The organism is Caldovatus sediminis (genome assembly GCF_014644455.1).
Lineage (GTDB): Bacteria > Pseudomonadota > Alphaproteobacteria > Acetobacterales > Acetobacteraceae > Caldovatus > Caldovatus sediminis.
Genome location: NZ_BMKS01000011.1, coordinates 53,856 through 79,962 on the forward strand (window position 1 = coordinate 53,856; position 26,107 = coordinate 79,962).

General features: G+C 76.2%; 22 protein-coding genes. 8 read left to right on the forward strand and 14 right to left on the reverse strand.

The window, feature by feature from the left end:
- Positions 1 to 52: 52 nt before the first annotated feature.
- The 6 genes from IEX99_RS16150 to IEX99_RS16175 all read right to left on the reverse strand — a co-directional run bounded on the left by IEX99_RS16150 (position 53) and on the right by IEX99_RS16175 (position 6,499).
- A complete protein-coding gene (locus IEX99_RS16150; protein WP_229678076.1) occupies positions 53 to 1,144 on the reverse strand; it encodes a malate/lactate/ureidoglycolate dehydrogenase in 1,092 nt (363 codons plus the stop codon).
- Positions 1,145 to 1,236: 92 nt separating this feature from the next.
- Entirely contained in the window at positions 1,237 to 2,010 is a 774-nt protein-coding gene (locus tag IEX99_RS16155) for an SDR family oxidoreductase (protein ID WP_229678077.1), read from the reverse strand.
- Positions 2,007 to 3,107, reverse strand: a complete 1,101-nt coding sequence (locus IEX99_RS16160) for an ABC transporter ATP-binding protein (RefSeq protein WP_188902153.1) — start codon at positions 3,105 to 3,107, stop codon at positions 2,007 to 2,009. The genes IEX99_RS16155 and IEX99_RS16160 overlap by 4 nt, the downstream gene beginning before the upstream one ends.
- A gap of 13 nt (positions 3,108 to 3,120) precedes the next feature.
- On the reverse strand, positions 3,121 to 4,029 hold the full coding sequence (locus IEX99_RS16165) for a carbohydrate ABC transporter permease (protein WP_188902155.1): 909 nt from the start codon (positions 4,027 to 4,029) through the stop codon (positions 3,121 to 3,123).
- Entirely contained in the window at positions 4,026 to 4,976 is a 951-nt protein-coding gene (locus IEX99_RS16170) for a carbohydrate ABC transporter permease (RefSeq protein WP_188902157.1), read from the reverse strand. The genes IEX99_RS16165 and IEX99_RS16170 overlap by 4 nt, the downstream gene beginning before the upstream one ends.
- Positions 4,977 to 5,137: 161 nt before the next feature.
- The gene (locus IEX99_RS16175) at positions 5,138 to 6,499 is read right to left on the reverse strand and encodes an ABC transporter substrate-binding protein (RefSeq protein WP_188902159.1); all 1,362 of its coding nucleotides are present in this window, start codon (positions 6,497 to 6,499) and stop codon (positions 5,138 to 5,140) included.
- 176 nt (positions 6,500 to 6,675) lie between these two features.
- On the opposite strand from IEX99_RS16175, the gene IEX99_RS16180 reads away from it, so the two are divergent.
- A complete protein-coding gene (locus IEX99_RS16180) occupies positions 6,676 to 7,818 on the forward strand; it encodes an NAD(P)/FAD-dependent oxidoreductase (RefSeq protein WP_229678078.1) in 1,143 nt (380 codons plus the stop codon).
- A gap of 27 nt (positions 7,819 to 7,845) precedes the next feature.
- Here IEX99_RS16180 and IEX99_RS16185 read toward each other — a convergent pair whose 3' ends face one another.
- The 3 genes from IEX99_RS16185 to aceA form a co-directional block, all read right to left on the reverse strand.
- On the reverse strand, positions 7,846 to 8,400 hold the full coding sequence (locus IEX99_RS16185; protein WP_188902163.1) for a cytochrome b: 555 nt from the start codon (positions 8,398 to 8,400) through the stop codon (positions 7,846 to 7,848).
- A gap of 132 nt (positions 8,401 to 8,532) precedes the next feature.
- Positions 8,533 to 8,739: a hypothetical protein gene (locus IEX99_RS16190; RefSeq protein WP_188902165.1), complete on the reverse strand. Its 207-nt coding sequence runs from the start codon at positions 8,737 to 8,739 to the stop codon at positions 8,533 to 8,535.
- 41 nt (positions 8,740 to 8,780) lie between these two features.
- Positions 8,781 to 10,109: an isocitrate lyase gene (aceA, locus tag IEX99_RS16195; protein ID WP_188902168.1), complete on the reverse strand. Its 1,329-nt coding sequence runs from the start codon at positions 10,107 to 10,109 to the stop codon at positions 8,781 to 8,783.
- 139 nt (positions 10,110 to 10,248) lie between these two features.
- Here aceA and IEX99_RS16200 point away from each other — a divergent pair, with 139 nt between their 5' ends.
- Positions 10,249 to 11,646, forward strand: coding sequence for a helix-turn-helix domain-containing protein (locus IEX99_RS16200; protein ID WP_188902170.1), 1,398 nt, complete (start codon positions 10,249 to 10,251; stop codon positions 11,644 to 11,646).
- A 76-nt stretch (positions 11,647 to 11,722) separates the two neighbouring features.
- Here IEX99_RS16200 and IEX99_RS16205 read toward each other — a convergent pair whose 3' ends face one another.
- Positions 11,723 to 13,135 carry a TRAP transporter large permease gene (locus IEX99_RS16205; RefSeq protein ID WP_188902172.1) on the reverse strand — a complete coding sequence of 471 codons (1,413 nt, stop codon included), beginning with the start codon at positions 13,133 to 13,135 and terminating at the stop codon, positions 11,723 to 11,725.
- Positions 13,136 to 13,169: 34 nt separating this feature from the next.
- A complete protein-coding gene (locus IEX99_RS16210) occupies positions 13,170 to 13,721 on the reverse strand; it encodes a TRAP transporter small permease subunit (protein WP_188902174.1) in 552 nt (183 codons plus the stop codon).
- 351 nt (positions 13,722 to 14,072) lie between these two features.
- Between IEX99_RS16210 and IEX99_RS16215 the strand changes: the two genes are divergently transcribed.
- From IEX99_RS16215 to IEX99_RS16235, 5 genes are all read left to right on the forward strand, one after another.
- Entirely contained in the window at positions 14,073 to 16,181 is a 2,109-nt protein-coding gene (locus tag IEX99_RS16215; protein ID WP_188902176.1) for a proton-conducting transporter transmembrane domain-containing protein, read from the forward strand.
- Positions 16,182 to 16,322: 141 nt separating this feature from the next.
- Complete coding sequence (locus tag IEX99_RS16220; protein WP_188902178.1) at positions 16,323 to 17,306, forward strand: NADH-quinone oxidoreductase subunit H; 984 nt, start codon at positions 16,323 to 16,325, stop codon at positions 17,304 to 17,306.
- A 52-nt stretch (positions 17,307 to 17,358) separates the two neighbouring features.
- Positions 17,359 to 18,738, forward strand: coding sequence for a proton-conducting transporter transmembrane domain-containing protein (locus tag IEX99_RS16225; protein WP_188902180.1), 1,380 nt, complete (start codon positions 17,359 to 17,361; stop codon positions 18,736 to 18,738).
- A gap of 46 nt (positions 18,739 to 18,784) precedes the next feature.
- Positions 18,785 to 20,404, forward strand: coding sequence for a hydrogenase large subunit (locus IEX99_RS16230; RefSeq protein ID WP_188902182.1), 1,620 nt, complete (start codon positions 18,785 to 18,787; stop codon positions 20,402 to 20,404).
- Positions 20,405 to 20,412: 8 nt separating this feature from the next.
- Positions 20,413 to 20,958: an NADH-quinone oxidoreductase subunit B family protein gene (locus tag IEX99_RS16235; protein WP_188902184.1), complete on the forward strand. Its 546-nt coding sequence runs from the start codon at positions 20,413 to 20,415 to the stop codon at positions 20,956 to 20,958.
- Between the two features lie 162 nt (positions 20,959 to 21,120).
- Here the strand turns inward: IEX99_RS16235 and IEX99_RS16240 are convergent, their stop codons facing one another.
- The 3 genes from IEX99_RS16240 to IEX99_RS16250 all read right to left on the reverse strand — a co-directional run bounded on the left by IEX99_RS16240 (position 21,121) and on the right by IEX99_RS16250 (position 24,780).
- Positions 21,121 to 21,408, reverse strand: coding sequence for a hypothetical protein (locus IEX99_RS16240; RefSeq protein ID WP_188902186.1), 288 nt, complete (start codon positions 21,406 to 21,408; stop codon positions 21,121 to 21,123).
- A 79-nt stretch (positions 21,409 to 21,487) separates the two neighbouring features.
- Positions 21,488 to 21,853 (reverse strand): RNA-binding S4 domain-containing protein, encoded by a 366-nt coding sequence (locus IEX99_RS16245; protein WP_188902188.1) that lies wholly within the window; start codon positions 21,851 to 21,853, stop codon positions 21,488 to 21,490.
- The gene (locus IEX99_RS16250) at positions 21,850 to 24,780 is read right to left on the reverse strand and encodes a helicase-related protein (protein ID WP_188902190.1); all 2,931 of its coding nucleotides are present in this window, start codon (positions 24,778 to 24,780) and stop codon (positions 21,850 to 21,852) included. Before IEX99_RS16250 ends, IEX99_RS16245 begins: the two co-directional genes overlap by 4 nt.
- 115 nt (positions 24,781 to 24,895) lie before the next feature.
- Here IEX99_RS16250 and IEX99_RS16255 point away from each other — a divergent pair, with 115 nt between their 5' ends.
- Positions 24,896 to 26,086: an MFS transporter gene (locus IEX99_RS16255; protein ID WP_229678079.1), complete on the forward strand. Its 1,191-nt coding sequence runs from the start codon at positions 24,896 to 24,898 to the stop codon at positions 26,084 to 26,086.
- Positions 26,087 to 26,107: the final 21 nt, after the last annotated feature.

A 26,107-nucleotide genomic window follows, 5' to 3' on the forward strand; every position in this document is an offset into this window, starting at 1 on the left:
CGCGGCGAGGCGGCGGTAGCGCTCGATCGGCGAGAGCGCGGGCGCGGCGGGATCAGACAGGGGGCCTCACTCCGAGCCGCCGCGCCGTGGCGAGGATCGAGTCCCAGGTGTCGCGCTGCAGCGGCACGCCGTTGGCGAGGCGCTCGGCGCGGGTGCGGGCCTCCGGCTCGCCGGGGGCGAGGACCTCGCCGCCCGGCGTGGCGGGGCGGCTCGCCTTGACCCAGTCCACATAGGCGCGGCCGGCGCGCTGGAATTCCGCCTGCGTGCCGAAATGCGCGGGCGAGAGGTAGATCGAGAGCATGCCGTTGGCGATGCGCCCGCGCTCCTCGACGGGGCCGGAGGTGCCGCCGCCGGTCAGCGCGCCGGCGAGCAGCTCGCACATCAGGGCGAGGCCCGAGCCCTTGTGCTCGCCGAAGGCGCGGATCGCGCCCCGGCCGTTGGCGGGGCTGCGCGGGCCGACGCGCTCGTAGGGGCCGTAGAGGGTGTGGGGGTCGCCGGAGAGGCGGCCGTCGGGCTCGATCAGCGCATCGGGCGGCAGCGGCTTGCCGCCGTTGGAGGCGACGAGGACCTTGCCCTCGGCGACGAGGGAGGTGGCGAAGTCGAGCACGACGGGGCGGCCCTCGAGCGGGACGCCGATGGCGATCGGCGCGGTGGAGAAGCGCCGCTCCACGCCGCCGAAGGGGGCGACCAGGCAGGAGCCGGCGACGTTGACGAAGTGGATCGAGATCAGGCCGGCGGCGACGGCGCGCTCCGCGTAGTCGCCGACGCGGCCGATGTGGCCGGCGTTGCGCAGGCCGACGATGCAGGTGCCGTGCCGCTGCGCCCGCTCGATGCCGAGGGCGACGGCCTGGGGGGCGACGGTCTGGCCGAAGCCCCACTGGCCGTCGAGGAGGAGGAAGGTGCCGCCGTCGGTGACGGTCTCGACCGTCCGGCCCTTCACGACGTAGCCGGATTCCAGCCACTCGACGTAGCGCGGCACGCGGGCGACGCCGTGGCTGTCGTGGCCGGCGAGGTTGGCGCCGAGGAGGTGGGCGGCGATGCGCCCGGCCTCGGCGGCATCGCAGCCGGCGGCGAGGAAGATGTCGCGCACGAGGGATTCGAGCGCGTCGGCGCCGATCCGCACCGGGGCGGCCTGGCTGTCCATGGGCAGGTGGTCCTGACTCGGTCCTTCGGCGTCCGGTTAGCAGGACGGGGCGGCGCCGTCATCCCGGCGCGGGCGTCGTCCGGCCCGCGCGCTCACGGCATCGCCGCGATCTTCCGCGCGCCGGCGGCGAGGTGGCGCATGTAGGTCGGCGTGGTCAGCATCTCCGAGACGCAGACATGCGGCGGCAGGGTGGCGACGAAGACCGCCATGGCGGCGAGGTCCTCGGGCTGGAGCAGCCGCGCGACGTCCTCCGGCGGCACCGGCTCGGGGCGGTTCTCGAGGATCGGGGTCGCGACCTCGCCCGGGCAGATGCAGGTGGAGCGGATGTTGTGGATGCCGTTCTCCTGGTTGATCGCCTCCGACAGCGCGACCAGGCCGTGCTTGGCGGCGATGTAGGCCGGGCCGGAGAGGAAGGAGACGCGCTTGCCGGCCATCGAGGCGATCTGGATGATCAGGCCCCCGCCCTTCGCCTTCATCCCCGGCAGCACCGCGACCGAGGTCATGAAGGGCGCGGTGAGGTTGCCCTCGATCATCATCCGGATCGCGTCCGGCGTGAGCTGGTGCAGGTAGCGCCGCTTCAGGTTCACGCCGGCGTTGTTGACCAGGATGTCGGGGGTGGCGCCGAGGGACTCCGCGATCGTCGCCAGCGCGCGCCCGATCTGCGCCGCGTCGGTCAGGTCGGCGGGCACGATCAGCGCGCTGCCGGCCGGCATCATCCCCGCAGTCTCGTGCAGCGGGGCCTCGCGCCGGCCTGTCAGCGCGACGCGCGCGCCCTCCCGCGCGAAGGCGACGGCGATGGCGCGGCCGATGCCGGAGCCGGCGCCGGTGACCCAGGCGATCCTGCCTTCCAGCCTTCCCCCGCTCACAGCACGCGGCCCGTCCGCGGCTCGATCAGGTGCATCTGGTTGAGGTCGGCGGCGAACGGCATCTTGCGCCCGCGCTCGGCCGGCACGGCGGGGTCGAGCCGCGCCGTCACCTCGTTGCCCTGCAGCGAGAAGATCACCAGCGTCTCCATTCCCAGCGGCTCGATCACCTCGGGCGCCGCCTCGAAGGTGGCGATGTTCGGGCGGTCGAGGTTCTTCGGCTCCGTCAGGTGCTCCGGACGGATGCCGAACAGCACCTCGCCCCCGGCGAGGGGGGCGTAGCGCTGGGTGCGCTCCGCCGGCACCGGCAGCACGATGTCGCCGGGGAGGCGGAGGCGCAACGCCCCGGCGCCGTTCTCGAGCCGCGCCGGGATCATGTTCATCGCCGGCGAGCCGATGAAGCCGGCGACGAAGCGCGTCGCCGGACGATGGTAGAGCTCCTGCGGCGTGCCGACCTGCTCGATGATGCCCTGGTTCATCACCACCACGCGGTCGGCGAGGGTCATCGCCTCCACCTGGTCGTGGGTGACGTAGACCGTGGTGGTGCGGACCGTCTGGTGCACCTTCTTGATCTCGACGCGCATCTGCACGCGCAGCTTGGCGTCGAGGTTGGAGAGCGGCTCGTCGAACAGGAACACCTTGGGGTCGCGCACGATGGCGCGGCCCATGGCGACGCGCTGGCGCTGCCCGCCGGAGAGCGCCTTGGGCTTGCGGTCGAGCAGCTCGCCGATGTCGAGGATGCGCGCCGCGTTCTCCACCCGGCGGCGGATCTCGTCCTTCGGGAAGCGCCGCAGCGTGAGCCCGAAGGCCATGTTCTCGTACACCGTCATGTGCGGGTAGAGCGCGTAGTTCTGGAACACCATGGCGATGTCCCGGTCGCGCGGCGGGATGTCGTTGACCACCATGCCGCCGATCGCGATCTCGCCCGAGGAGATCTCCTCCAGCCCCGCGATCATGCGCAGCGTGGTGGACTTGCCGCAGCCCGAGGGGCCGACGAGGACGACGAACTCCTCGTCGGCGATCTCGAGGTCGATGCCCTTCACCGCCTGGACGCCGCCCTCGTACTCCTTGACGACCCTACGGAGCGATACCTGCGCCATCGTGGACTTGCCCCTAGCCCTTGGTTGCGCCGGCGGTCAGGCCGGCGATGTAGTAGTCCATCAGGAAGGCGTAGATCAGCAGCGGCGGCAGCGCCGCCATGATCGCGCCGGCCATGATCATGCCCCACTGGAAGGTGTCGCCCCGGATCAGGTCGGAGACGATGCCGACGGTGAGCACCATCTGCTCCGAGCTGACCAGGAACACCATCGGATAGAGGAACTGCGCCCAGGAGACGGTGAAGGCGAAGATCGTGGCCGCCAGGATCCCGGGCAGCGCCACGGGGATGAAGATCTTCCACAGCATCTGGAAGTGGTTCGCGCCGTCGATCAGCGCCGCCTCGTCCAGCTCCTTCGGTATGGAGCTGAAGTAGCCGATCATGATCCAGGTGCAGAACGGCACCGTGATCGTCGGGTAGAGCAGCACCATGGCCCAGAGGTTGTTGTAGAGGCCGAGGCTGCCGATGGTCTGGAACAGCGGGATGAACAGCAGCGTCTCCGGCACCAGGTAGGTGAGGAACACGCCGGTGGCGAGCGTGGCGCTGCCCCAGAAGCGCATGCGGGCCAGCGCGAAGGCGGCGAGCAGCGAGATCACCATGGTGATCGCCACCGTGGACAGCGTGACGATCACCGAGTTGAGGAAGTGCCGCGGGTAGCTGCCGTGGTTGAGCAGCGCCCAGTAGTTCTCGAGCGTCGGGCTCTGGACGATCCACGGGTTGTTCGACAGGTCGGCGATCTCCGCGCTGCTCTTCAGGCTGGTCATCAGCATGTGGAAGGGCGGCGTGAGGAAGAACACCACGAACACCGCGAGCGCGACGTAGGCGCCGATCAGCGCCCAGCGTCGCTCGCGCCGGATGCTGCCGACCTTGCGGTAGAGCGGGGCGGCCGGGGCCGCTGTCGCCTCGGCGGCGGCGGTGACGCTCATCCGGCCATCTCCCTGGAACGGCGGGTGACGTCGCGCAGCACGAACACCGCGAGCAGCGCGAGCACCGGGAACATGAACAGCGACACCGCGGCGCCGAGCGGGATGTCGCCCGACTGGATGCCGACCTGGAAGGCGTAGGTGCCGAAGATGTGCGTCCTGTCCTGCGGCCCGCCGTTGGTCAGGATCCGCACGATGTCGAAGTTGGCGAAGGTGACGATCAGGCTGAACAGCACCGTGATGGCGATGATGTTCTTCATCATCGGCACCGTGACGTAGCGCAGCTTCTGCCACCCCGTCGCGCCGTCGATCGCCGCCGCCTCGTAGAGCTGGTCCGGCACGGACTTGAGCGCGGCGAGGTACATGATCATGAAGAAGGGCGCGCCGTACCAGACGTTGACCAGGATCACCGCGAAGCGCGCCCAGCCGGGCTCGCCGAGCCAGGCGACGGGCGGCGCGCCGATCCCCATCAGCATCCAGTTGATCGCGGAGTAGGAGGGATCGAACAGCCACCACCAGGCGAGCGTCGAGATCGCCGGCGGGATCACCCAGGGCACCAGCAGCATGCCGCGCCACTTGCGCTGCCCCTTGGCCGGCAGCGCGTGCAGCACATGCGCGAGGATGAACCCGATCAGCGCCTTCGCCACCACCGCGCCGACGGCGAAGATCACGCTCTGCATGATGACGAGCTGGAACGTCTCGCGCGAGAGCAGGAAGGCGAAGTTGTCGAGGCCGACGAAGCGCGTCATGCGCTTGTTCAGCATCGAGAGGTAGATCGCGTAGAAGAACGGCCAGACCACCAGCCCGCCGATCACCGTGAGCAGCGGCACGGTCAGCACGAAGGCGAGGGTCGAGCGCCGGCGCGCGAGCCTGCGCAGCGCCCCCGGCCGGGCAGGCGCGACGGCGGCCGGGGCAGGCGCCGGCGCCGCGAGGACGTTTCCGTCGGCCATGTGTCTCTCGGCCCTCCCTGAGACCTTCATTCATCCGGCCGCGACCCGGGGCGCCGCCGGTCGCCGGGGCCCGAGCGGAGCCGGGGAACAGCCGCCCGGGCCGGCGGCGGCCCCGCCGGCCCCGCCGGCGGGGCGAAGCGGGCGGCGCGCCGCCCGCGGCCTCAGCCGCGCTTGAAGCCCTCGACCTCCCGCTCGGCCCAGGCGAGCACGCGGTCCATCGGCTCCCGGTTCTGCACCAGCCGGGCGATCATCTTCGCCTGGATGCCCTGCTGGTACATCTGCACCGCGATCTCCGGCGGCGCCGGCGCGTAGGCGATGTTGGGCTCGGCGTTGTGGTGCGGCTTCACGGGGTAGTTGAACACCGTGCCGCGCGGCGGGCCGACGGTCGCCCAGGTGTCGAGGTCGGTCAGGGTGGCGAAGGGCGGGATGTCGTAGCCGTCGGAGGCGGCCACCATCTTCGCCACCTGATCGCGCTGCGACAGGTGCTCGAGCAGCGCCTTCGCCGCCGGCTTGTTCTGGGCGAAGCTCCAGATGCCCCAGAAGAAGGGCAGATGCGGCACGAAGTGGCCGGCCGGCCCCTTCGGGCTCGGGAAGTGCCAGGTCTGCTCCGCCACCTGCGGCGCGTCGCGCTTGGCCACCGCCCAGGCGGAGGGCGGGTTGAAGATCAGCGCCGAGCGTCCCGCGATCAGCGCCCGGTTGTTGGTCGCGTCGTCGGCCGCGAACATCTCGTTCGGAATGTGCTGGAACAGCCGCACCGAGTACTCGAGCGCCTGCCTCAGCTTGTCGTTGTTGCGGATGGTGATGTTGCCGCGCGCGTCCACCATCTCGGCGCCGTAGCAGCGGAACAGCGCGCCGATCCAGTCGGTGGCGTCGGAGAAGGTGCCGGCCGGCAGCGCGAAGGGGAATCCCGCCTTGTTGCAGGCGTCGGCCGCGCGCAGGAACGTCTCCCAGTTCCACTGGTCCGCGCCGGGGCCGAGCCGCGTCTCGGCCGGGTACATGGCCTGCACGTCGATCCCCGCGTGCTGCTTCATCAGGTCGATGCGCGCGGCCGACCCCTTGTACTGGCTGCCCGAGGTCGCGGGGATGCCGTGCCAGCGCCCCTCGACCTTCGCCAGGTACTCGGAGGCCGGATTGACCGGGCCGTAGGCGCCGATCAGCCGGCCCATGACGTCGTCCACCGGCTCCAGCAGCCGGTGGTGGTCGTGGATCAGCCAGGTCGAGAAGGCGAGGATGTCGTGGCCCCGGCGCGCCTGCGCCTCGGCGGCGATGGTCAGCAGCAGCTTGTTGCCGACCGAGGTGATGAACTCCAGCTGGACGTCGACGCGGTTCCTCTGCGCCCATTCGTTGACGATCTGGCGCATCGCGTCGTTGCCGGTCGGGACCCAGTGGTCCCAGAAGCCGACCGTGAGGCGTCCGCCCGCGGCCTGCCCGTGCACCGCCGGCGCCGCCAGGGCGGCGGCGGCGGCGCCCGCCACGCCCGCCCGCAGCACCTCGCGCCGTGTCGTTCCGCCGATTGCAGCCATTCTCGCACGTCCTCCCTGAGGGCTCTCCGGCCCTGGTTCAGTATGTCGGGAGGTTAGGCAGCGGCGCCGCCCGTTTGCAACACGATCCTATGACGTCCCCGGGATCCGGGCGGGCGCTTCCCGCGCGGCGTCCCGGCCCCTTGCCGGGACCCGCGCCCGGGCGGACGATGCGCCGCATGAGCGAAACGCACCGCTTCGACGCCATCGTGATCGGCGCCGGCATCGCCGGCGCGGCCGCCGCCGCGCACCTCGCCGAGACCCATCCGCGCCTCGTCCTCCTCGAGGCCGAGGAGAGCGCCGGCTACCATGCCACCGGCCGCTCCGCCGCGATCTGGATCCTCAACTACGGCCCGCCCGACGTGCGGGCGATGAGCGCGGCGAGCCGCGGCTTCCTCGAATCCCCCCCGCCCGGGTTCGGCGAGGCGCCGCTGACGCGCCGCCGCGCCGTCGTCTTCCTCGCCCCCGCGGCGCAGCGCGCGCACCTCGCGGAGATGGTCGCCGCCGGGGAGGGGCTGGAATGGGCGGACCCGGCCGGGCTCCGCGCCGCCGTGCCGGCGCTCCGCCCGGACTACGCCGTCGCCGCGGCGATCGAGCGCGACGCCTTCGACATCGACGTCGCCGCGCTGCACCAGGGCTTCCTGCGCCAGGTCCGGGCGCGGGGCGGCACCCTCGCGCTGCGCCGTCGCGCCGCGCGGATCGCGCGCGCAGGCGGCGCGTGGCGGGTCGAGGCCGGCGGCGCCGTCTTCGCCGCGCCGCTCCTCGTCAACGCCGCCGGGGCCTGGGGCGACGAGGTGGCGCGGCTCGCCGGCCTCGCCCCGCTCGGGCTGCAGCCGAAGCGCCGCACGGCGCTGATCGTGGACCCCGGCCCCTACGACTGCGCCGACTGGCCGCTGCTCAACGACGCCGACCACACCTGGTACGTCCGCCCGGAGGCGCGGCGGAAGCTGCTCGTCAGCCCCGCCGACGAGACCGACATGGAGCCCTGCGACGCGCAGCCGGACGAGCTCGACGTCGCGATCGCGATCGAGCGCATGCGGCAGGCGCTCGACATCCCGGTGCGGCGCGTGGAGCACCGCTGGGCGGGCCTGCGCACCTTCACGCCGGACCGGAGCCTCGCGATTGGCCCGGGCGAGGCGGAGGGCTTCTTCTGGATGTGCGGGCAGGGCGGCTACGGCATCCAGACCGCGCCGGCGGCCGGGCGGCTGCTGGCGGCGCTGGTCGCGGGGCGCGATCCGGGGCCGGACCTGGCGCGCGTCGTGCCGCTGGTGGACCCGCGGCGGTTCGCGCCGGCCGGCGACGGGCGCCGAGGGGCCCGCTGACCGGGGCCGTCGCCCCGTGGCCCCGGCTCAGCGGCTGCGCGCCAGCACGGGGATCATGCGCGCCGCCACGTCGTCGCGCCGCACCAGCGCATGCCAGAGCGTCGCCAGCACGTGCAGCGCCACGAGGCCGAGCATCGCGTTCGAAAGCACCTCATGGACCCCCTTGAGGCTGCGGCGAAGACCGAGGGGGGCGAGCGGCGTCGGGATCTCGAACAGCCCCAGGACCGGCAGCGGGCGGCGGCCCGCCATCGCGGCGAGCAGGCCGGTGAGGGGCAGCAGCAGCATCAGGGCGTAGAGCGCGAGATGCACGGCCGGCGCCAGGCGTTCCTCCCAGGCCGGCCCGGTGGGGACCGGCTCCGCCGCGGCCGGACCAGCCGGCCGCGGCCACCGGCGCGCCAGGGCACGCGGCAGCACCAGCGCCAGCACCGCGAGGCCGATCAGGGCGTGGCTGCCGCTCAGCGTGACCTGCAGGAGCCCGCGGCCGACCTCGTCCATCACCTGCCCGAGCACCCAGGCGAGGCCGATGGCGGCGGCCATGGTCCAGTGCAGAGCGATGCTGAGGCGCGAGTAGCGTGGGGCCATCGGCGGGTCTCCTGCGCGCCGGGGGGCGGGCCCGGCGCGCAGGGTTATGGCCCGAGTCGCAGGCGCGCGTCCTTGATGTGATGCAACCCCGTGTGACGTATTGTCACGGCGGCGGCGCGGCGGGCGCGCCCGCTACGCTGCCGGCGGCGGCGGGCTCGCCGGCCGCCCGCGCTCGCTGCAGGCCCAGGCATGGCCATGGACGAGGCCTTCGTCGTAGGGCTCCCCGGCCGGCACGGCAGGCCCGAGGATCACCGGGGCGGGCCCGAGGCTTGGCCGCGCCTTCTCCCGCGCCCAGTCGTGGCCGTGCACCAGGCCCTCGTCGTAGCGGTCGTCCGCCATGGTCCGTCCTCCTCGGTGCCCGTGATGCGCGCGGCGCGGCGCTACTTCGCCGGCGCCGCGGCGTCGTGGAACTGCGCCGCCTCGGTCGAGTGGGCGAGCGCCGTCGTGCTCGACCGCCCGCCGCCGGCCGCGGTGGCGATGGCGTCGAAGTAGCCGACGCCGACCTCGCGCTGGTGGCGGACGGCGGTGAAGCCCTCGGCCTCGGCCGCGAACTCGGCCTGCTGCAGCTCGGAATAGGCGCCCATGCCGCGCTCCCTGTAGGCGCGGGCGAGCTTGAACATCGAGAGGTTCAGGCTGTGGAAGCCGGCCAGCGTGACGAACTGGAACTTGTAGCCCATCGCCGCGAGCTCGCGCTGGAAGCGCGTCGCCGCCTCGACGCCCATCTTGCGCTGCCAGTTGAAGCTCGGCGAGCAGTTGTAGGCGAGCATCTTGCCGGGGAATTCGCGGTGGATCGCCTCGGCGAAGTCGCGCGCGTCGTCGAGGTCGGGCTCCGAGGTCTCCCACCACAGCAGGTCGGCATAGGGCGCGTAGGCGAGGCTGCGGGCGATGGCGTACCGCTTGCCGACGCCCGGCCTGATGCGGAAGAAGCCCTCCGGCGTGCGCTCGCCGCTGAGGAAGGGGCGGTCGCGCTCGTCCACGTCGCTGGTCAGAAGCTGCGCGCTCTCCGCATCCGTGCGGCAGAGCAGCACGGTCGGCACGCCCTCGACGTCGGCGGCGAGGCGGGCGGCGTTGAGGGTGCGGATGTGCTGGCTGACCGGCACCAGCACCTTGCCGCCGAGATGGCCGCACTTCTTCTCGGAGGCGAGCTGGTCCTCGAAGTGCACGCCGGCGGCGCCGGCCTCGATCATCGCCCGCATCAGCTCGTAGGCGTTCAGCGCGCCGCCGAAGCCGGCCTCGGCGTCGGCGACGATCGGGGCCATCCAGTAGGTGGCGTCGCCCCTGCCCTCGAGGTGCGCGATCTGGTCGGCGCGGCGCAGCGCGTTGTTGATCCGCCGCACCACCGCCGGCACGGAGTCCACGGGGTAGAGCGACTGGTCGGGGTAGGTCGCGCAGGCGGTGTTGGCGTCCGCCGCCACCTGCCAGCCGGAGAGGTAGATCGCCTGCAGCCCGGCCTTCACCTGCTGCACCGCCTGCATGCCCGTGAGCGCGCCGAGCGTGGCGACGAAGGGCTCGGTGCGGAGCAGGTGCCAGAGGCGCCGCGCGCCCATCTCCGCCAGGGTGTGGCGGATGCGGAAGGAGCCGGCGAGGCGCGCGACCTCGGCCGGGGTGTAGTCGCGGCGGATGCCGTCGAAGCGGCCGGGCTCGGGGTTGGGGAAGCCGCCGGCGGGGGTGCCGTCCGGGGCGTGGGCCGGGGTCGGGGTGGGGCGCATCCGCGGTCTCCGTGATGGCGTGCGGTGCGTGAAGAATTCACATTGCGGGCGCGAAGTTCAGCCCCAGATTCGGTCGCGATGCCGCAAGACGGTGGAGGTTTTCACTGGCCTTCCCCGCGATCTGTAAAGGATGTGAAGATTGGCGCGCCCCCTCATCGGCCGCACCGTCCGCCGCCTGCGCCTCGAACGCGGCCTGACGCAGCAGGCGCTGGCCGCACGCCTCGGCATCTCGGCGAGCTACCTGAACCTGATCGAGCACGACCAGCGCGCCGTCACCGCCGCGCTGCTGATCAAGCTGACCGAGGCGCTGGGCGTGGACCTCGCCGCGCTCTCCGGCAGCGCGGAGCGCCAGCTCGAGGCCGGGCTGCGCGAGGTGCTCTCCGACCCGCTGCTCGGCGTCGAGGCGGTGCCGGAGGCCGAGGTGGCGGCGGCGGCGGCGAGCGCGCCGAACCTCGCGCGCGCCGTGCTCGCCCTCTACCGCGCCTGGCGCGTGGCGCGCGAGGACGCGAGCGGCATCGCCCTGCCCTCCGGCCGGCGCCTGCTGCTGCCGACCGAGGAGGCGCGCGACTTCTTCCACGAGCACGCCAACCACTTCCCGGCGCTGGAGGCGGCGGCGGAGGCGATCGGGCGCGAGCTCGGCGCGGCGCCGGCGGAGCTGAACCACGCCGTCGCCGAGCGGCTGCGCCGCCGCCACGGCCTCACCGTCGCCGTCGGCCCGCTGGAGGGGGCGCTGCGGCGCTACGACCCGGCGGCGCGGCATCTCGCCCTCGCCGAGACCCTGCCGCGCGAGAGCCGCGGCTTCCACATGGCCTTCCAGCTCATGCTGCTCGAGGCGCGCGAGGCGGTGGAGGCGGTGCTGGCGCCGGCCGCGCCCTCGACGCCGGAGGCGGCGGCGCTGATCCGCATCGGGCTCCTCAACTACGCCGCCGCGGCGCTGCTGATGCCCTACGGCGCCTATCTCGCCGCCGCGCGGGCGCTGCGCCACGACGTCGAGGCGCTGGCGGCGCGCTTCGGCGTCAGCTTCGAGCAGGCCTGCCACCGGCTCTCGACCCTGCAGCGCGAGGGGGCGCGCGGCGTGCCCTTCTTCTTCCTGCGCGTCGATCCGGCGGGCAACGTGGACAAGCGCTTCTCGGCGGCGGGCTTCCCCTTCGCGCGCTTCGGCGGATCCTGCCCGAAGTGGATCGTGCACCAGGCCTTCGCCACGCCGGGCACGCTGCGCGTGCAGGTGGCGGCGCTGCCGGACGGGGCGGCCTTCCTCTGCTTCGCGCGCACCGTCCACGGCCCGGCGCCGCGCTGGGGCGAGCCCGCGCCGGTGCACGTGGTGGCGATGGGCTGCGACGTCGCGCGGGCGGGGGAGGTGGTGTACGCGGACGGGCTCGACCTCGCCCGCGCCGCGGTCGGCATCGGCCTCTCCTGCCGGCTGTGCGACCGGCCGGACTGCCGCAGCCGCGCCTTCCCGCCGCTCGAGCACCGGCTGGCGCTCGACCCGGCGGTGGAGGGCGCGGCGCCGTGGCGGTTCGAGGCGAGGCGGCGCTGACGCCGGCGCGGACGCGCCGCCCCGGCGCCTGGGCTGGCGCCCCCGGTCGGGCCGGACCGCATCCGGAGCGACCTTCCTACCGGAAGGTCGGGACCGTCGGCTCCTCGGTCACGTCCGGCAGCGGCACCTCGATCCGCACCGACGCCGGGTCCACCCCGGTCCCCCGGTCGAGCCAGAAGGTCACGCTCTGCGGCCAGGCGATGACGATGGCGACGATGACGAGCTGCAGGCAGAGCCAGGGGATCGCGCCGAGGTAGATGTCCTTGGTGAGGACGGTCCTCGGCGCCACGCCGCGCAGGTAGAACAGCGCGAAGCCGAAGGGCGGGTGCATGAAGCTGGTCTGCAGGTTCACGCAGAGCAGCACGCCGAACCAGACGAGGTCGATGCCGAGCTTCTCCGCCACCGGCGCGAGGAGCGGCACGACGATGAAGGCGATCTCGAAGAAGTCGAGGAAGAACGCCAGGAAGAAGACGAATACGTTGACGAAGATCAGGAAGCCCGTCTGCCCGCCGGGCAGGTGCGACAGCAGGTGCTCGATCCACAGGCCGCCGTCCACGCCCTGGAAGACGAGGCTGAACACCGTCGCGCCGATCAGGATGTAGATCACCATCGCGGTGATGCGCATGGTGTTGCTCATCGCCTCGCCGAGCAGCGCGAAGCTGAAGCGGCGGTTCGCGACGGCGAGCAGGATGGCCCCCACCGCGCCCATCGCCCCTGCCTCGGTCGGCGTCGCCAGGCCGAGGAAGATGGTGCCGAGCACGACGAACATCAGCGCCGCCGAAGGCACCATGCCGCGCAGCACGCGCCGGTAGAGCGGCCAGCCGCGCAGGGGCCGCGCCTCCTCCGGCAGGGGCGGCATGCGGTGCGGCGCGACCAGGGCCACCACCGCGACGAAGGAGAGGAACAGCAGCACCTGCATCATCGAGGGGCCGATCGCCCCGGCGTACATGTCCCCGACCGAGCGGCCGAGCTGGTCGCCGAGCACGATCAGCACCAGCGAGGGCGGGATCAGCTGCGCGATGGTGCCCGAGGCGGCGATGACGCCGGTGGCGATGCGCATGTCGTAGCCGTAGCGCATCATCACCGGCAGCGAGATCATGCCCATCGCGATCACGCTCGCCGCCACCGTCCCGGTGATCGCGCCGAGGATCGCGCCCACCACCACCACCGCGAAGGCGAGCCCGCCCGGCACCTTGCCGAAGAGCTGGCCGGTGCCCTCCAGCAGGTCCTCGGCGAGGCCACAGCGCTCGAGGATCGCCCCCATCAGGGTGAAGAAGGGGATCGCCAGCAGCAGGTCGTTGGAGAGGATGCCGAACACCCGCAGCGGCAGGTTGAACAGGTAGGCCTCGGTGAAGAACCCCGCCTCGATCGAGACGAAGCCGAAGAACAGCCCGACCGCGGCGAGCGAGAACGCCACCGGGAATCCGATCAGCAGGAACAGGACGAGCCCGCCGAACATCAGCGGCGGCATCATCTCCAGCGTGAGCATCGTGGCGCGGGGTCCCGGGGTCCGAAGGCGCGGCCTACTGGTCGGGGCGGTGGTAGGCGGCGTGCAGCTCGGCGCCGCCGAGCGGGACGCCGCGCAGCAGCGCGACGCGCTTGATCAGCTCCGACAGCCCCTGCAGCGTGATCAGCGCGAAGCCGAGCGGCATCAGCAGCTTCACCGGCCAGCGCAGCAGGCCGCCGGCGTTCGGGCTGACCTCGTCGCGCCAGAAGCTGTCGAGGAAGAAGGGCCAGGTCATCCAGGCGAGCAGCGCCATCGCCGGCAGCAGGAACAGGACCGTGCCGAGCACGTCCACCCACAGCTGCGCCTTCCGCGGCAGCGCGCCGTAGAGCAGGTCCACCCGCACATGCCCGTTGCGCAGCAGCGTGTAGGAGGCGCCGAGCATCACCACGCCGGCGAACAGGTACCACTGCGCCTCGAGGAAGGCGTTGGAGGAGAAGCTCGCGCCGTAGCGCAGCAGCGCATTCCCCGCGCTCACCGCGCAGGCGAGCAGCACCAGCCAGTTGGCGACGCGCCCGAAGGCGGCGTTCAGCCGGTCGATCGCCCGGCTGAGGGCGAGGAGGATCCGCATGGCCCGGCCGCCGCCATGCGCTCAGGCGCCGCGCGGGCCGGCGGCGGTCGGCGGCGCGGCGGCGCGGGCCGACTCGGGAACAGGGCGGGCCATGGAAAGCAACGGGGACCCCTTGCGCATCGCCGGGCGCCGGGGCGCGCCCGCCATTCTTCGCGCGCATAGCTCCGCCGGCCGCCGAAGGGAAGCCCCGGGATCCGCTGGCAACGCGGGGCGTCCGGCGCAGCGCAGGCCGGCGCCGCCGCCACGCCCCTCGCCCCTCTCCGATGGCGCGCAGGCCTGCTATGGTCCTCGCGTGCCCGACGACGCGCGCCCCGCCGTTCCCGCCGCGCCAGGCCGCCCGCGCCCGCCGCCGTGCTGACGGCGCTGGCCCTGCTGCTCCTCGCGCTGCCGCTCCTCGCCGCCGCGGCGCCCCTGCTCGCGCGACAGGCGCGGGGCGAGGCGGCGGTGCATGCCGCCTGCTGCGGCGCCGGCGCGTTCCTGGCGCTATCGGGGCTGGCCGCGCTCCTCGTCGGCGAGACGGCGACGCTGACGCTGCCGATCGGGCCGCCCTGGGGGCCGCTGCGGCTCGCGCTCGACGGCCTCTCCGCCTGGTTCCTGCTGCCGCTCGGCCTGTGCGCCGCCGCCGCGTCGCTCGCCGGGCCCGGCATCGCGGGCGGGGGCCGGGCCGCCCTGCCGCGCCTCGCCGCCCCCCCGTTGCTGCTCGCCGGCATGGCGCTGGGCGTGCTCGCGGCGGACGGCTTCGCGCTGCTGCTCGGCCTCGGGATCGCCGCGCTGGCGGCGGCGCTTCCCCTCGCTGCCGCGGGGCCGGTGAACCGGATGGCCGGCGCCGTCGCGGCAGCGCCCCGGCGCGAGGCGCGGGCGCTGCTCCTCGCGGCCGGCGGCGGCGCCTTCTGCCTCGCCGCCGCGCTCGGGTTCGCCGCCGCGGCGGGCGGCGCCGCGCCCGCCCTAGCCGCCGACTTCCCCGCGCTCCGCGCCCGGCCGCCCGAGGGCTGGCCAGGGGCGGCGGTCCTCCTGCTCGTCCTGATCGGGGTCCTCCTCCTGACCGGCCTCCTGCCGGGGCACCGCCGGCGGCTGCCGCCGGCCCTCGCGGTCGCCGGTGCGGCGGCGGTGCGGTCCGGGCCGGTGGTCGGTGTCCTGCTCCTCGGCGCCATGCCGGCGCTGGCGCTCTACGCCGCGGCGCGACTGCTGCTCGACCTCGGCGGCCCGGCGCAGCCGCCCTGGTGGGGCGTGCCGCCGCTGCTCGCCGGCGCCGCGCTGGCCCTGGCGGGGGCGCTCCGCGCGGCGGTGGTGGAGCGCGACGCCGATGCCGTGGTCGCCGCCCTGTCGCTCGGCCAGGGCGGGCTGGCCCTCGCCGCGTTCGGGCTCGCCGCCGGCTTCCGTGCCGCCGATCTCGGTCCCCTCGCCGCCCTGGCCGCCGGCGCCGGTCTGCTGCACGCGCTGCACCTCGCGCTCGCGGCGACGCTGCTGGCGCTGGTCGCGCAGGCCGTGCGGCGCGGCGCGGGCAGCCGCCGGCTGGACCGGCTGGGCGGGCTCGCCCGGACGATGCCCCGGACCGCCGGCTTCGCGCTGTTCGGCGCGGCGGCGCTGGCGGCGCTGCCGCCATTCTCCGGCTTCGCGGCGCAATGGCTGCTGTTCCAGGCGCTGTTTGCCTCCTGGCGGGTGGCCGATGCGGGGTTCCAGCTCGCCGCCGCCGGCGCCGCCGCGCTCGGCGGCCTCGCGGCCGCATGCACCGCGGCGGCGCTGCTGCGCCTCTATGGCCTCGCCTTCCTCGGCCCGCCCCGCACCCCGCGCGCAGCGGGGGCAGAGGAGGCCGGAGGGGTCGCGGGGATCGCCGCCCTCGGCCTGCCCGCGGCGGGGGTCGCCCTGCTCGGCCTGTTCCCGGGCGCGCTGCTGACGCTCGGCGATCCGGCGCTGCGGCTGCTGGCCGGGGCGAGCGTAACGCCGCGGGTCGGCCCGCTCGCCGTGACCCTCCCCGGCGCGGGCGAGGCGCCGGCGGCGGCGCACCTGGCCCCGCTCGCCGTCGCCGTCCTGCTCGGGCTCGCCGCGCTGGCCCTGGCCTTCGTGCTGCGCCGGACGGCCGCCGGCGCCGCCGGGACCGCGCCGGTCCGCGCGCCCGTCTGGAACGGCGGCGCGATGGCGCCGCCGCCGCACCTGCCCTTCGGCGACCCTGCGGCCCAGCCGGGCGCCGCCGGCATGGCGCAGCCGCTGCGCCGCGCCTTCCCGCTCCTGCCAAGCGATCCGCGCCCCGCCACCCTGCGCGCCGCCCCCGCCCCCGCGCAGCCGGGGCCCTTCGCCCGCCTCGCCGGACGCCTGCGGCCGGTCCTGCCCGCGCTTGCCGCCGCGCCTGCCCTGCTGCGGCTCGAGGCCGGGCATCCGCCGCTGCGCCGCGCCGTCGGCCGGCTCTTCGCGCTGCTGCTGGCGCTGCTGGCGGCGGCGCTGGCGCTGCGGCCGAACGGGTGACGGACGGACCGGCCGGCGATCGAGCATGACCTGGCGCGCCCCGCCTGCCCACCGCCCCTCCCGCCGGCAGCGGCCGCCCGCGCCGCCGCCGCGGCGACGGCTGGCGCGATACCGCGGCGCGCGCAGGCGGGGAGGAACGACGTGATCGCCGGGACGAGCGCCCTGCTGACCCAGGCGCTTCATCTCGCCGCGATGCTCGCGGCGGCGCCGCTGCTGGTAGGGTTGCTGCGCACCGCCTCGGCGCGGCTCGCCGGGCGGCCGGGGCCCCATCCGCTCCAGCCCTGGCGCGACCTGCGCAAGCTGATGCGCAAGCAGCCCGTGGTGGCGGAGGGCAGCTCCGTCGTCTCGCTCGCCGCACCGCATGCCGCGGTGTCGGCGGCGGTGCTCGCCGCCGCGCTGGTACCCTCCTTCGCGCGCGGCATGCTGTCGGCGCCGCTCGCGGAGCTGCTGCTGCTGATCGGGCTCCTCGCCCTGTCCCGGCTGGCGCGGGCGCTGGCGGCGATGGATGCGGGCGGCGCGCTCGGCGGCCTCGACGCGGCCCGCGGCCTGGCGCGCCTCCTGCTCGCCGAGCCCGCGGCGCTGCTCGCCGCGATGGGCCTCGCGGCCTTCGCCGGCACCACCGCGCTTGAGGGCATCATCGGCGCCGTCCGCGAGGGCGCGGCCGCCGGCGCGCCCCGCCTGCTGTCCTTCGGCGTCGCCGCGCTGGTCCTGGGCGGCGTCGCGCTCGCCGAGGTCCGCGGCATCCGCGGCGGATCTCCGGCCGCGGAGGGGGAGCCGGAACTCGGCGCCGGCGGCCTCGCCGCGGCGGCGCCGCGCGACGCCTCGGGCCGGCATCTGGCGCTGTGGGAGTTTCACGCCGCGCTGCGGCTGACCGTCTGGCTGAGCCTGCTCGCCGCGCTGATCCTGCCGATCGGGCTGGCGCCGGCGGGTGCGGGCCCGCTCGCCTGGGCGGCGGGGGCGCTGGCCTGGGCGGGGAAGCTCCTGGCCCTCGGCCTCGCGCTGGTGCTGGCGGAGGCCGCCTTGGCCCGGCTGCCGCCGGCCCGCGCGCCGGAACTCCTCGGCGCCGCCCTGCTGGTCGCGCTGCTCGGCGTCGTGCTCGCCCTCGCCACGGGGGCGCGACTGTGAGGCGGCGGTCCGCCAAGCCCGGGCGCCGCACCTTCGCCGGGGCCCGGCGGCGATGAGCCTTGCCTGGCTGGCCGTGCTCCTGCCCGTGCTCGCCGCGCCGCTCGCGGCGCTGCCGGGCCGGCGCGCGGCGCACGCCGCCCGCTTCGGCGCCGCGGCGCTGTGGCTGGCGATCGGCATCGCGCTCTGCATGCTGCCGCCGGCCGAGGGCACAGCGCTGCTGCGGCCGGACCCGCTGAACCTCGTGCCGCTCGTGCTGGCCGGCGCGATCGGCCTGAGCGCCGCCGTTCCGCCGCATCACGGCGCCGACGCGCCGCCGCGGCGCGCCGCCGAGGGCGCGGCCTGGCAGGCCTTCTTCGCCGGGGTCGCGCTGGCGCTGCTCGCCGATCACCTCGCCCTCGCCTGGCTCGGCCTCGCGGTGGCGACCCTGGCCGTGGCCGTCATGGTCGGGCTGGGCACGTCGCCGCGCGCGGCGAGGGCGGGGTGGGGGCTGCTGCTGCTCGGCGGGCTCGGCCTGGCGCTGGCGCTGTTCGGGCTCGCCGCGCTGCACCGCGCCGCCGCGGGCGAGGGCGATCCCGGCCTGTCCTGGGCCGCGCTGCGCCTCGCCGCGGCGGAGGCCGACCGGGGCCTGCTCGACCTCGGCGTGCTGTGCCAGATCCTCGGCCTCGGCGCGCTCGCCGGCCTTGCCCCGCTGGGCGCACCGCGGGCCGCGGAGGAGGCGGCGTCGCCGCCGGTCGCGGCGCTGCTCTCCGGCGTGCTGCCGGTCGTCGCCCTGCATGGCGCGCTGCGCGCCAAGGCGCTGGCCATCGCCGCGCAGCCGACGGGCGCGGTCCCCGCCCTCGTCCTCGGGACGCTCGGCCTTGCGGCGCTGCTGCTGGCGGCGCTGGCGCTGTGGCGCCGGCGGGCAGCGCCACGGACGGTGCCGCCCGCCCGGCTGCTCGCCTGGGCCGGCCTGGCGCAGACCGGCGCGGCGGCCTTCGCTTTCGGCCTGGGCGGCGCGGCGGCGAACCGCGCCGGGCTGCTGCTGCTGCTTGGCCAGGCGCTGGTCCGCAGCGGGCTTCACCTGCGCGCCGCGGGGCGGCCGCGCCGCGGCGATCCTCGCCGTCCGCCCGATGCGGCCTGGACGGCCGGCCTCGTCCTGCTCGCCGGCCTCCCGCCGGGCGTCCTGTTCGCCGGGCAGCTCGCCCTGATGGCCGAGACCGCCAGCCGCGCTCCCTGGCTCCTGCCCGCTCTCGGCGGCGGGATCGCGCTGGCGATGGCCGCGCTGCTCGCCGGCGCGCTGCGCCCGGCGCCGCCCGGGACCGGCGCGGCGGCACCGGACGATCGCGCCGGCGCGCTGCCCGTCCTGCATCTCCTGGCGGCATCGCTGCTCGGCGTCGCCATGCCGGCGGGCGTCGCGGGCATCCTCGATGCCGCCGCGAGGCTGATCGGATGACCCGCGATCCTCCTCCCGCCGCCATGCCGCCGTGGGCCGCGCGCCGATGACGCGCCCCGCCCCCGACACCTTTGGCCCGGCCACGGCGCTGATCCGCGCCGGCGCGCCGCAGGGCCTGCGCGGCGGCACGGCCGCCCTGCCGGCCGAGCGCCACCTGCTCACCGCCGAGGCCTGGGCGCGGCTGCCCGCGGCGCTGGCGGCGGAGCCCGATCTCGGGCTGCTCGCGCTCTGGGCCGAGCCCGGCCGGGCGCACGCCGCCTTCCTCGGCGGTTCCGCCGCGCTTCTTCTCGCCACGGTCCCGACGGCCGGCGACGCGCCGGCGCCGGACGGCGGCGCCAGCCTTCCCCGCTACCTCGCCCTCTCGCCGGCCCGCCCCGCCGCCGCCTGGTTCGAGCGCATGGTGCGCGACCTGTGGGGGCTGGAGGCCGAAGGCGGCACCGATCCCCGCCCCTGGCTCGACCACGGCCGCTGGCCGGTCCGCGCCCCGCTCGCCGGGCCGCGCCCGGGCCCGCGGCCGCCCGCCCCGGCGCCGCATCCGGAATTCCTCCCCGCCCTCGGCGCGGGCGTGCGGCAGGTCCCGCTCGGCCCGGTCCGCGGCCGCATCGCGCAGGCCGCCGAGCTGCGCCTGCACACCCGCGGCGAGGCCGTGCTGCGCGCCGAGCACCGCCTCGGCCACGCCCACAAGGGGGTGCTGTCGCTGATCCTGGGCAAGAGCCCGCGCGCCGCCGCCCGCTTCGCCGCGCGGCTCGCCGGCGATTCCACGGTCGCCCACGCCTGGGCCTTCGCCGCCGCCGCCGAGGCCGCCGCGGGGGTCGAGCCGCCGCCGCGCGCGCGGCACCTCCGCGCGCTGATGCTGGAGCTCGAGCGCATCCACAACCACCTGCGCGACGCCGCGGCGATGCTCGCACTCCTCGGCCTCGAACGGGCGCGCACGCGGTGCCTGGTCCTGCGCGAGGGCATCCTGCGCGCCGCCGAACAGGCCTTCGGCCATCGCCTGATGATGGACCGCGTGCTGCCGGGCGGCGTGGCGATCGACATCGCGCCCTCCGGCCCCGCCGTCATCCTCGCCGCGCTCGAGGCCCTGGAAGCGGAGCGTCCGGCGCTGGAGCGGCTGGTCCGCGAGCATGGCGGGCTGCGCGCCCGGCTCGCCGGGCTCGGGCGCGTCGATCCGGGCCTCGTCGCCCGCTTCGCCGCCGGCGGCGTGGTCGGCCGCGCCTCCGGCCGCGCCTTCGACGCGCGCCACGCGGCCGGGTCCGCGCCCTACGATGCCCTGCCCCTGCCGCCGATGGCGCTCGACACGGCGGGCGACGCGGCGGCACGGCTCGGCCTGCGCATCGCGGAGCTCGCGGGCGCGGCACGGCTGGCGCACGTCCTGCTCGCCGACCTGCCCGCGACCGGCCGCGGCGAGGCGCTGCCGCTGCGCCCGCTGCCCCAGGGCAGCGAAGGGCGCGCCGGCGAGGGCATCGGCCTGGTCGAGGGCTCCCGCGGCGAGTGCCTGCACTGGCTGCGCCTCGACGACGGCGGGCTGATCGCGGCCGCCTTCCTGCGCGATCCCTCGTGGCTGCACTGGCCGCTGCTGGAGGCGGCGATCGCCGGGGGCGACGTCGCCGATCTCGCGCTCTGCGAGCGCTCCTTCAGCTGCTCCGCCAGCGGGGTGGACCTGTGACGGGCCGGATGCGCCGCGGGCTGCGCGCCCTGCTCTCCCCGCCCGCCGCCGGGCCGGCGCCGGCGGCGCCGGCCGAGGCCGCGGCGCTGCTGGCCAGGCGCCTGGAAGCGGCCGGGCGCGCCCGGCTCGGCCGGAGCCTCGCGATCCGCGCCGTGGACACCGGCTCCTGCGGCGGGTGCGAGCTGGAGCTCGCCGCGCTCGAAGGCGCGGTGCACGACCTCGAGCGCTTCGGCCTGCGCTTCGTCGAGAGCCCGCGCCACGCGGACGTGCTGCTCGTCACCGGCCCCGTCTGCCGCAACCTGCGCGAGGCGGCGGAGCTGGCCCTCGGCGCGATGGCCGCGCCGCGCTGGGTGGTCGCGGTCGGCGACTGCGCGGTGGACGGCGGCGTGTTCAAGGGCAGCTACGCGATCGAGCCCGGCGGGGCGCAGGGCTCGCTGCCGGTGGACCTGGTGATCCCCGGCTGCCCGCCGAACCCGGCGCAACTGCTCGAGGGCCTGCTGGCGCTGGTCGAGGCGGAGGCGGAGCCGCCGGCACACGGCGAGGGGAGCCGGTGACGCGGCGGACCGGGGCCCCGGTCCACATGCGGGCGGCCCCGGCGACCGACCGCTGCCGAGGCCGCGAGCGCGGTCCGCCGCCCGCGCGGCGATGCGGGCAGGCCGAGGTTCGCGCCCGGCGCCCGCGGGGGGCCGATGGGTCGGCATCGGCCGCCACCGGTCTCAGGACGGCGCCGGGACCCGTTCGGCCGCGCGCCCCGGGGCGGCGCGCGCGAGGAGGTCGCGGAAGCCGTCGTCCGGCAGGCGATAGCCCGGGTAGCGCTCCTGCGGCGGCGGCATCCAGCTCGGCCGCTTGTCGTCCTCCGAAAGCCGTTCCCGCCGCCCCTCGATCGCGCCGCCCGCGCCGCCGCATCCCTGGACGCCCAGAAGCGCGGCAAGGGCGAGCGCCACGGCGGCCCGGCGGCGGCTCAGGGCGCGGCGGAGCGGCGGGGGCGGCAGCGCGTCGTGCATCGCCCGCGATCTTGCCGGAGCGGCGTGGCGGAAGGAAGCGCCGACGGTCCGAGGCGGCACCGCCCGCCGCGGGCCCGGCTCACGCCCCGGTCGCGCCCGGGAAGGGGCCGGGCGGCGACGGGTCCGAGAGGTCCTCGTAGAGCGCGCGCGCCTCCGATGCCGGGCCGCGTCGCCCGGCCAGGGCGCGGACGCGCCAGACCCGCACCGGCGCCCGCGTCCCCACGGCGAAGGTCAGCACGTCGCCGGGGCGCAGGCGGGCATGCGGCTTGTCGGTCGGCTGGCGGTTGATGCGCACGCTCCCCTGCTCGACCAGGCGCGCGCAGAGCGCACGGGTCTTCGCCACCCGCGCGCACCACAGCCACTTGTCGAGCCGCTGCCAGTCGCGGTCCTCGGCGCCGCCGACCTCCGGCCCCGCGTCGCGTGCGCCCGCGTCGCCGGCCGTCACTGCGCCTTGCGCAGCTTCAGGGTGGCGAGGATGGCGAAGGGCGACTCGGGCTTCGGCGCCGCCACCAGCGGCACCGGCACCGGCTCGCCCCGGCGGTCCGGTCGTGGCCCCCGCTGCGAGCCACCCATGCCCCCGCGCTGCTCCCGCTGGTCGCGGTGCGGCGGCCGGTCCTGCTGCGGTCGCGGCGGAGCCGCCTCGCCGGCCGCGGCGGCGGCCTGATCGCGGCGCGGACCGCTGGCATGGGCCGGCGCCGGGCCGCCACCGCGGCGGCGTTCGCCCCGGCCGCGGCGATCCGCCTCGGCCCCGCCACGTCCGCCGGGGCCGGCCCCGGCCGCCGCCTGCTCCTGCGCGCGCTCGGGGCGGCCCTGCTGCGCCGCGCCCCGGCCGCGCGCGGGGTGCGCCCCGCCGCGCCCGGCGGCCCCCGCCGGCAGGCGCGGCAGGTGGCCGATCCGCGCCGGCGTCGGCGGGCCGTAGTGCCCCTCCGGCAGCTCGCCCCCCGGCAGGAGCCGGAAGCCGAGCGCCTCCAGCACCTCGGGCAGCATGTCCGCCTTGACGCCGAGCCGGCTCGCGAGGTCGGGCGGCACCGCCGCCGGCGCCCGGCGCGTCAGGTAGCCGAGCTCCGCCGCCACGCGCTCCGCCACGTCGAGGCGCAGCAGCACCGGCCCGGCCGGCATCCATCCCACCACCGCCTCGTAGCCGGGCGGCCAGGCGGCGACGAGCGCGGTCGGGCTGCCCGGCGGCGGCGCGCCCTCGGCCGGCGGCGCGGCGATCGAGACGAGGCCCGGCGGCGGCAGGGGCGGCGTCTCGATGCCCTGGGACAGCGCCCAGAGCTGGCCGCGCAGCGCCATCGCCCGCGGCCGCAGCGCCTCCGGCAGGTAGAGCGCGAAGCGGCCGGCACGCACGCCGATCGCCTTCAGGCGCTGGCGCAGCTCCGGCGGGACCGAGCCGTCGGTCGCGCCGGGCACCATGCCGAGCGCCTCGCGCAGCCGGAAGGCCGGGCCGCGCAGCGCGCCCTCCTCCTCCGCCTTCTTCTCCACCGCCTCCAGCGCGCCGAACTCGCGCTTGATCATGCCCTCGAGCCAGGCGGCGATGCGCGCGCGGATGCGCTCCCGCTGGGCGCCGTCGAGGAACTCCGAGGGCAGCACCTCGACCTGCGGCTTCAGCGGCTCCGGCCCGGGCCTGAGCCGCGCCACGGGGGCGGTGTCGCCAAGCCCGGGCGGGGCGTTGATCGCCGGGTTGTAGGTCCAGGTGACCGTGTGGTCGGGCCGCAGGTTGAAGGCGTGGTCCTTCGACTGCTCGAGCGCGGTGACGCGGCGCGGGATCTCGTCGCGCAGCGCGCGGCGGGCGGCGCGCAGCACGACCCGCTTCTCGTCCTCGTCGCCGCTGCCGAGCTCCGGCTCGAACTCGAAGCCGCGCACATGGCCGACCGCGTGGCCCTCCACCACCACCTCGCCGCGGCGGGTGACGGCGGAGAGCAGGTCCTCCTCCGTCTCGTCGAGGCGGCGCATCAGGTGGGCGGCGCGGCGGTCCACGAAGCGCGCGGTCAGCACCTCGTGCAGCGCGTCGGACAGCGCGTCCTCGACGCGCCGGGCCTCGGACTGGAACAGCGCCGCGTCCGGCACCCAGTCGGCGCGCGCGGCGATGTAGGTCCAGACCCGGATCGAGGCGAGCCGCGCCATCAGCGTGTCGAGGTCGCCGTCGGTGCGGTCGAGCAGGGCGATCTGGTTCGCCACCCACTCCCGCGGCAGCCGGCCCTCGAGCGCGAGGTGGCCGAACACCCGCCCGCACAGCGCGGTGTGGCTGTCGTCGGCGAGCTTGCGGTAGTCGGGGATCTGGCACGCCTCCCACAGCAGGCGCACGCGCTCGCGCCCCTTGGCGAGGTCGCGCACCACCGGATCGCGGGCGAGGGCGGCGAGGGTGAGGAAGTCGGTGGCGTCGTTGCCGCGCGTCAGGCCCGGCTGCGGCGGCAGGGCGATCAGGCTCGCCAGCAGCGGGTCGAGGCCGGAGAAGTCGAGGTCGGAGTTGCGCCAGGCGAGGGCGGTCAGCGGCTCGAAATTGTGCCGCTCGATCTTGTCCACCACGTCCTCGGCCAGGGCCGGGCAGTCGGCGGTGGTGCCGAAGGTGCCGTCGCGCATGCCGCGCCCGGCGCGGCCGGCGATCTGCGCCAGCTCCTGCGGGGTGAGCTGGCGGTTCTGCCGCCCGTCGAACTTGGTGAGCGAGGCGAAGGCCACATGGTCCACGTCCATGTTGAGGCCCATGCCGATCGCGTCCGTCGCGACCAGGAAGTCCACCTCGCGGTTCTGGTAGAGCGCGACCTGGGCGTTGCGGGTGCGCGGGCTGAGGCGCCCCATCACCACCGCGCAGCCGCCGCGGCGGCGCCGGATCGCCTCGGCGATCGCGTAGACCTCGCCGGCCGAGAAGGCGACGACGGCCGAGCGCGGCGGCAGGCGCGTCAGCTTCGCCGGGCCGGCGTAGGCGAGCTGCGACAGGCGCGGGCGCGTCTCGATCTCCGCCTGCGGCACGAGGCGGCGCAGCAGCGGCGCGATGGTCTCGGCGCCGAGGAACATCGTCTCGACCAGGCCGCGCGCGTGCAGCAGCCGGTCGGTGAAGACGTGGCCGCGGTCGGGATCGGCGCAGAGCTGGATCTCGTCCACCGCGAGGAACTCGACCTCGCGGTCGAGCGGCATCGCCTCGACGGTGCAGGAGAACCAGCGCGCGCCGGGCGGGACGATCTTCTCCTCGCCGGTGATCAGCGCGACGTGGCGCTCGCCCTTCGCCGCCACCATGCGGTCGTAGTTCTCGCGCGCGAGCAGGCGCAGCGGGAAGCCGATGACGCCGGAGGCGTGGGCGAGCAGACGCGTGATGGCGAGATGCGTCTTGCCCGTGTTGGTCGGGCCGAGGACGGCGCGGACCCGTGGTTGGAACATGCGCGGGCGTGGTCCGTGGGGGGCGGAAGGCCATTCTCTGACGTGGACCGCCGGGTTTTGCAACCGCGCCCCGGCTCCGGCAGGGTGGGGACCGCCGCAGCGCCGTTCCGGTCCCGTGCAATCCGCCGCCGCCTCCCGCTTCGCCGCCCTGTATGCCGCGCAGTTCGGCGCCGTCGGCGTGATGCTGCCCTTCCTGCCGCTGGTCCTGGCCGAGGCGGGCCTCGCGGCCGCCGAGGTGGCGGCGGTGCTGGCCGCCGGCGCGGCGGTGCGGCTGGTGGCGGGCCCGCTCGGCGGGCGCGCGGCGGACGCGCTGGGCGATGCGCGGCTGATGCTGGCGGCGGGCGCCGCCGCCGCCGCGGTGACGGCCTGCGGCTTCGGCCTGGCGGCGGGCTTCGCCGCGCTGCTCGCGGTGAACGTGCTGCACAGCGCGGCCATGGCGCCGGTCATTCCGCTGACCGACGCGCTGGCGCTCGGCGCGGCGCGGCGGGAGGCGGCCGGGCGCCGGGGCTTCGACTACGGGCGGGTCCGCGCGGCGGGCTCGGCGAGCTTCATCCTCGCCGCCACGCTGGCCGGGTGGGTGGCGGAGCGACTCGGCCTGGTTTCGGTGGTGTGGCTGTTCGCCGCGGCGCTGGCGGCGAGCGCGCTGCTCGGGGCGCGTCTGCCGGCGCCGGCGGGGGGCGGTGCGAGGGACCGCGCGCGGGGCGGCGCCGGCTTCCGCGCGCCGCTGCGCCTGCCGGCGTTCCGCCTGCTGCTGCTGCTCTCCGCGCTGATCCAGGGCAGCCATGCGCTGTATTACGGCTTCGGCTCGATCCACTGGGCGGCGGCGGGGCACTCGGCGACGGTGATCGGCCTGCTCTGGGCCGAGGGGGTGGTGGCGGAGGTGGCGCTGTTCCTCTGGGGCCGGCGGCTCGCGGACCGGCTCGGGCCGGTCGGGCTGTCGCTGCTCGCCGCCGGCGCGGGCGCGCTGCGCTGGGCGGTGACGGCGGAGACCACCGCGCTGCCGGCCCTGGCCGCGGTTCAGCTTCTGCACGCCGCGACCTTCGGCGCGCAGCACCTGGCGGCGATGGGCGTGCTGATGCGCGTCGTGCCGCCGCCGATGGCGGCGACGGCGCAGACGCTGCACGCGAGCCTCGGCGTCGGGCTGGCGAGCGGGGCGCTGACGCTGGCGAGCGGGCCGCTCTACGCGGCGCTGGGCGGGGCGGCGTTCTGGGCGATGGCGGGGCTGTGCGCGGCGGCGGTGCCGGTGGCGTGGCGGCTGCGGGTGGTGTTGGCGAACGGGCAGGCAGGACGGACCCCGGTGGCCTGAAGCCCGACTCGGTGAAGTGCC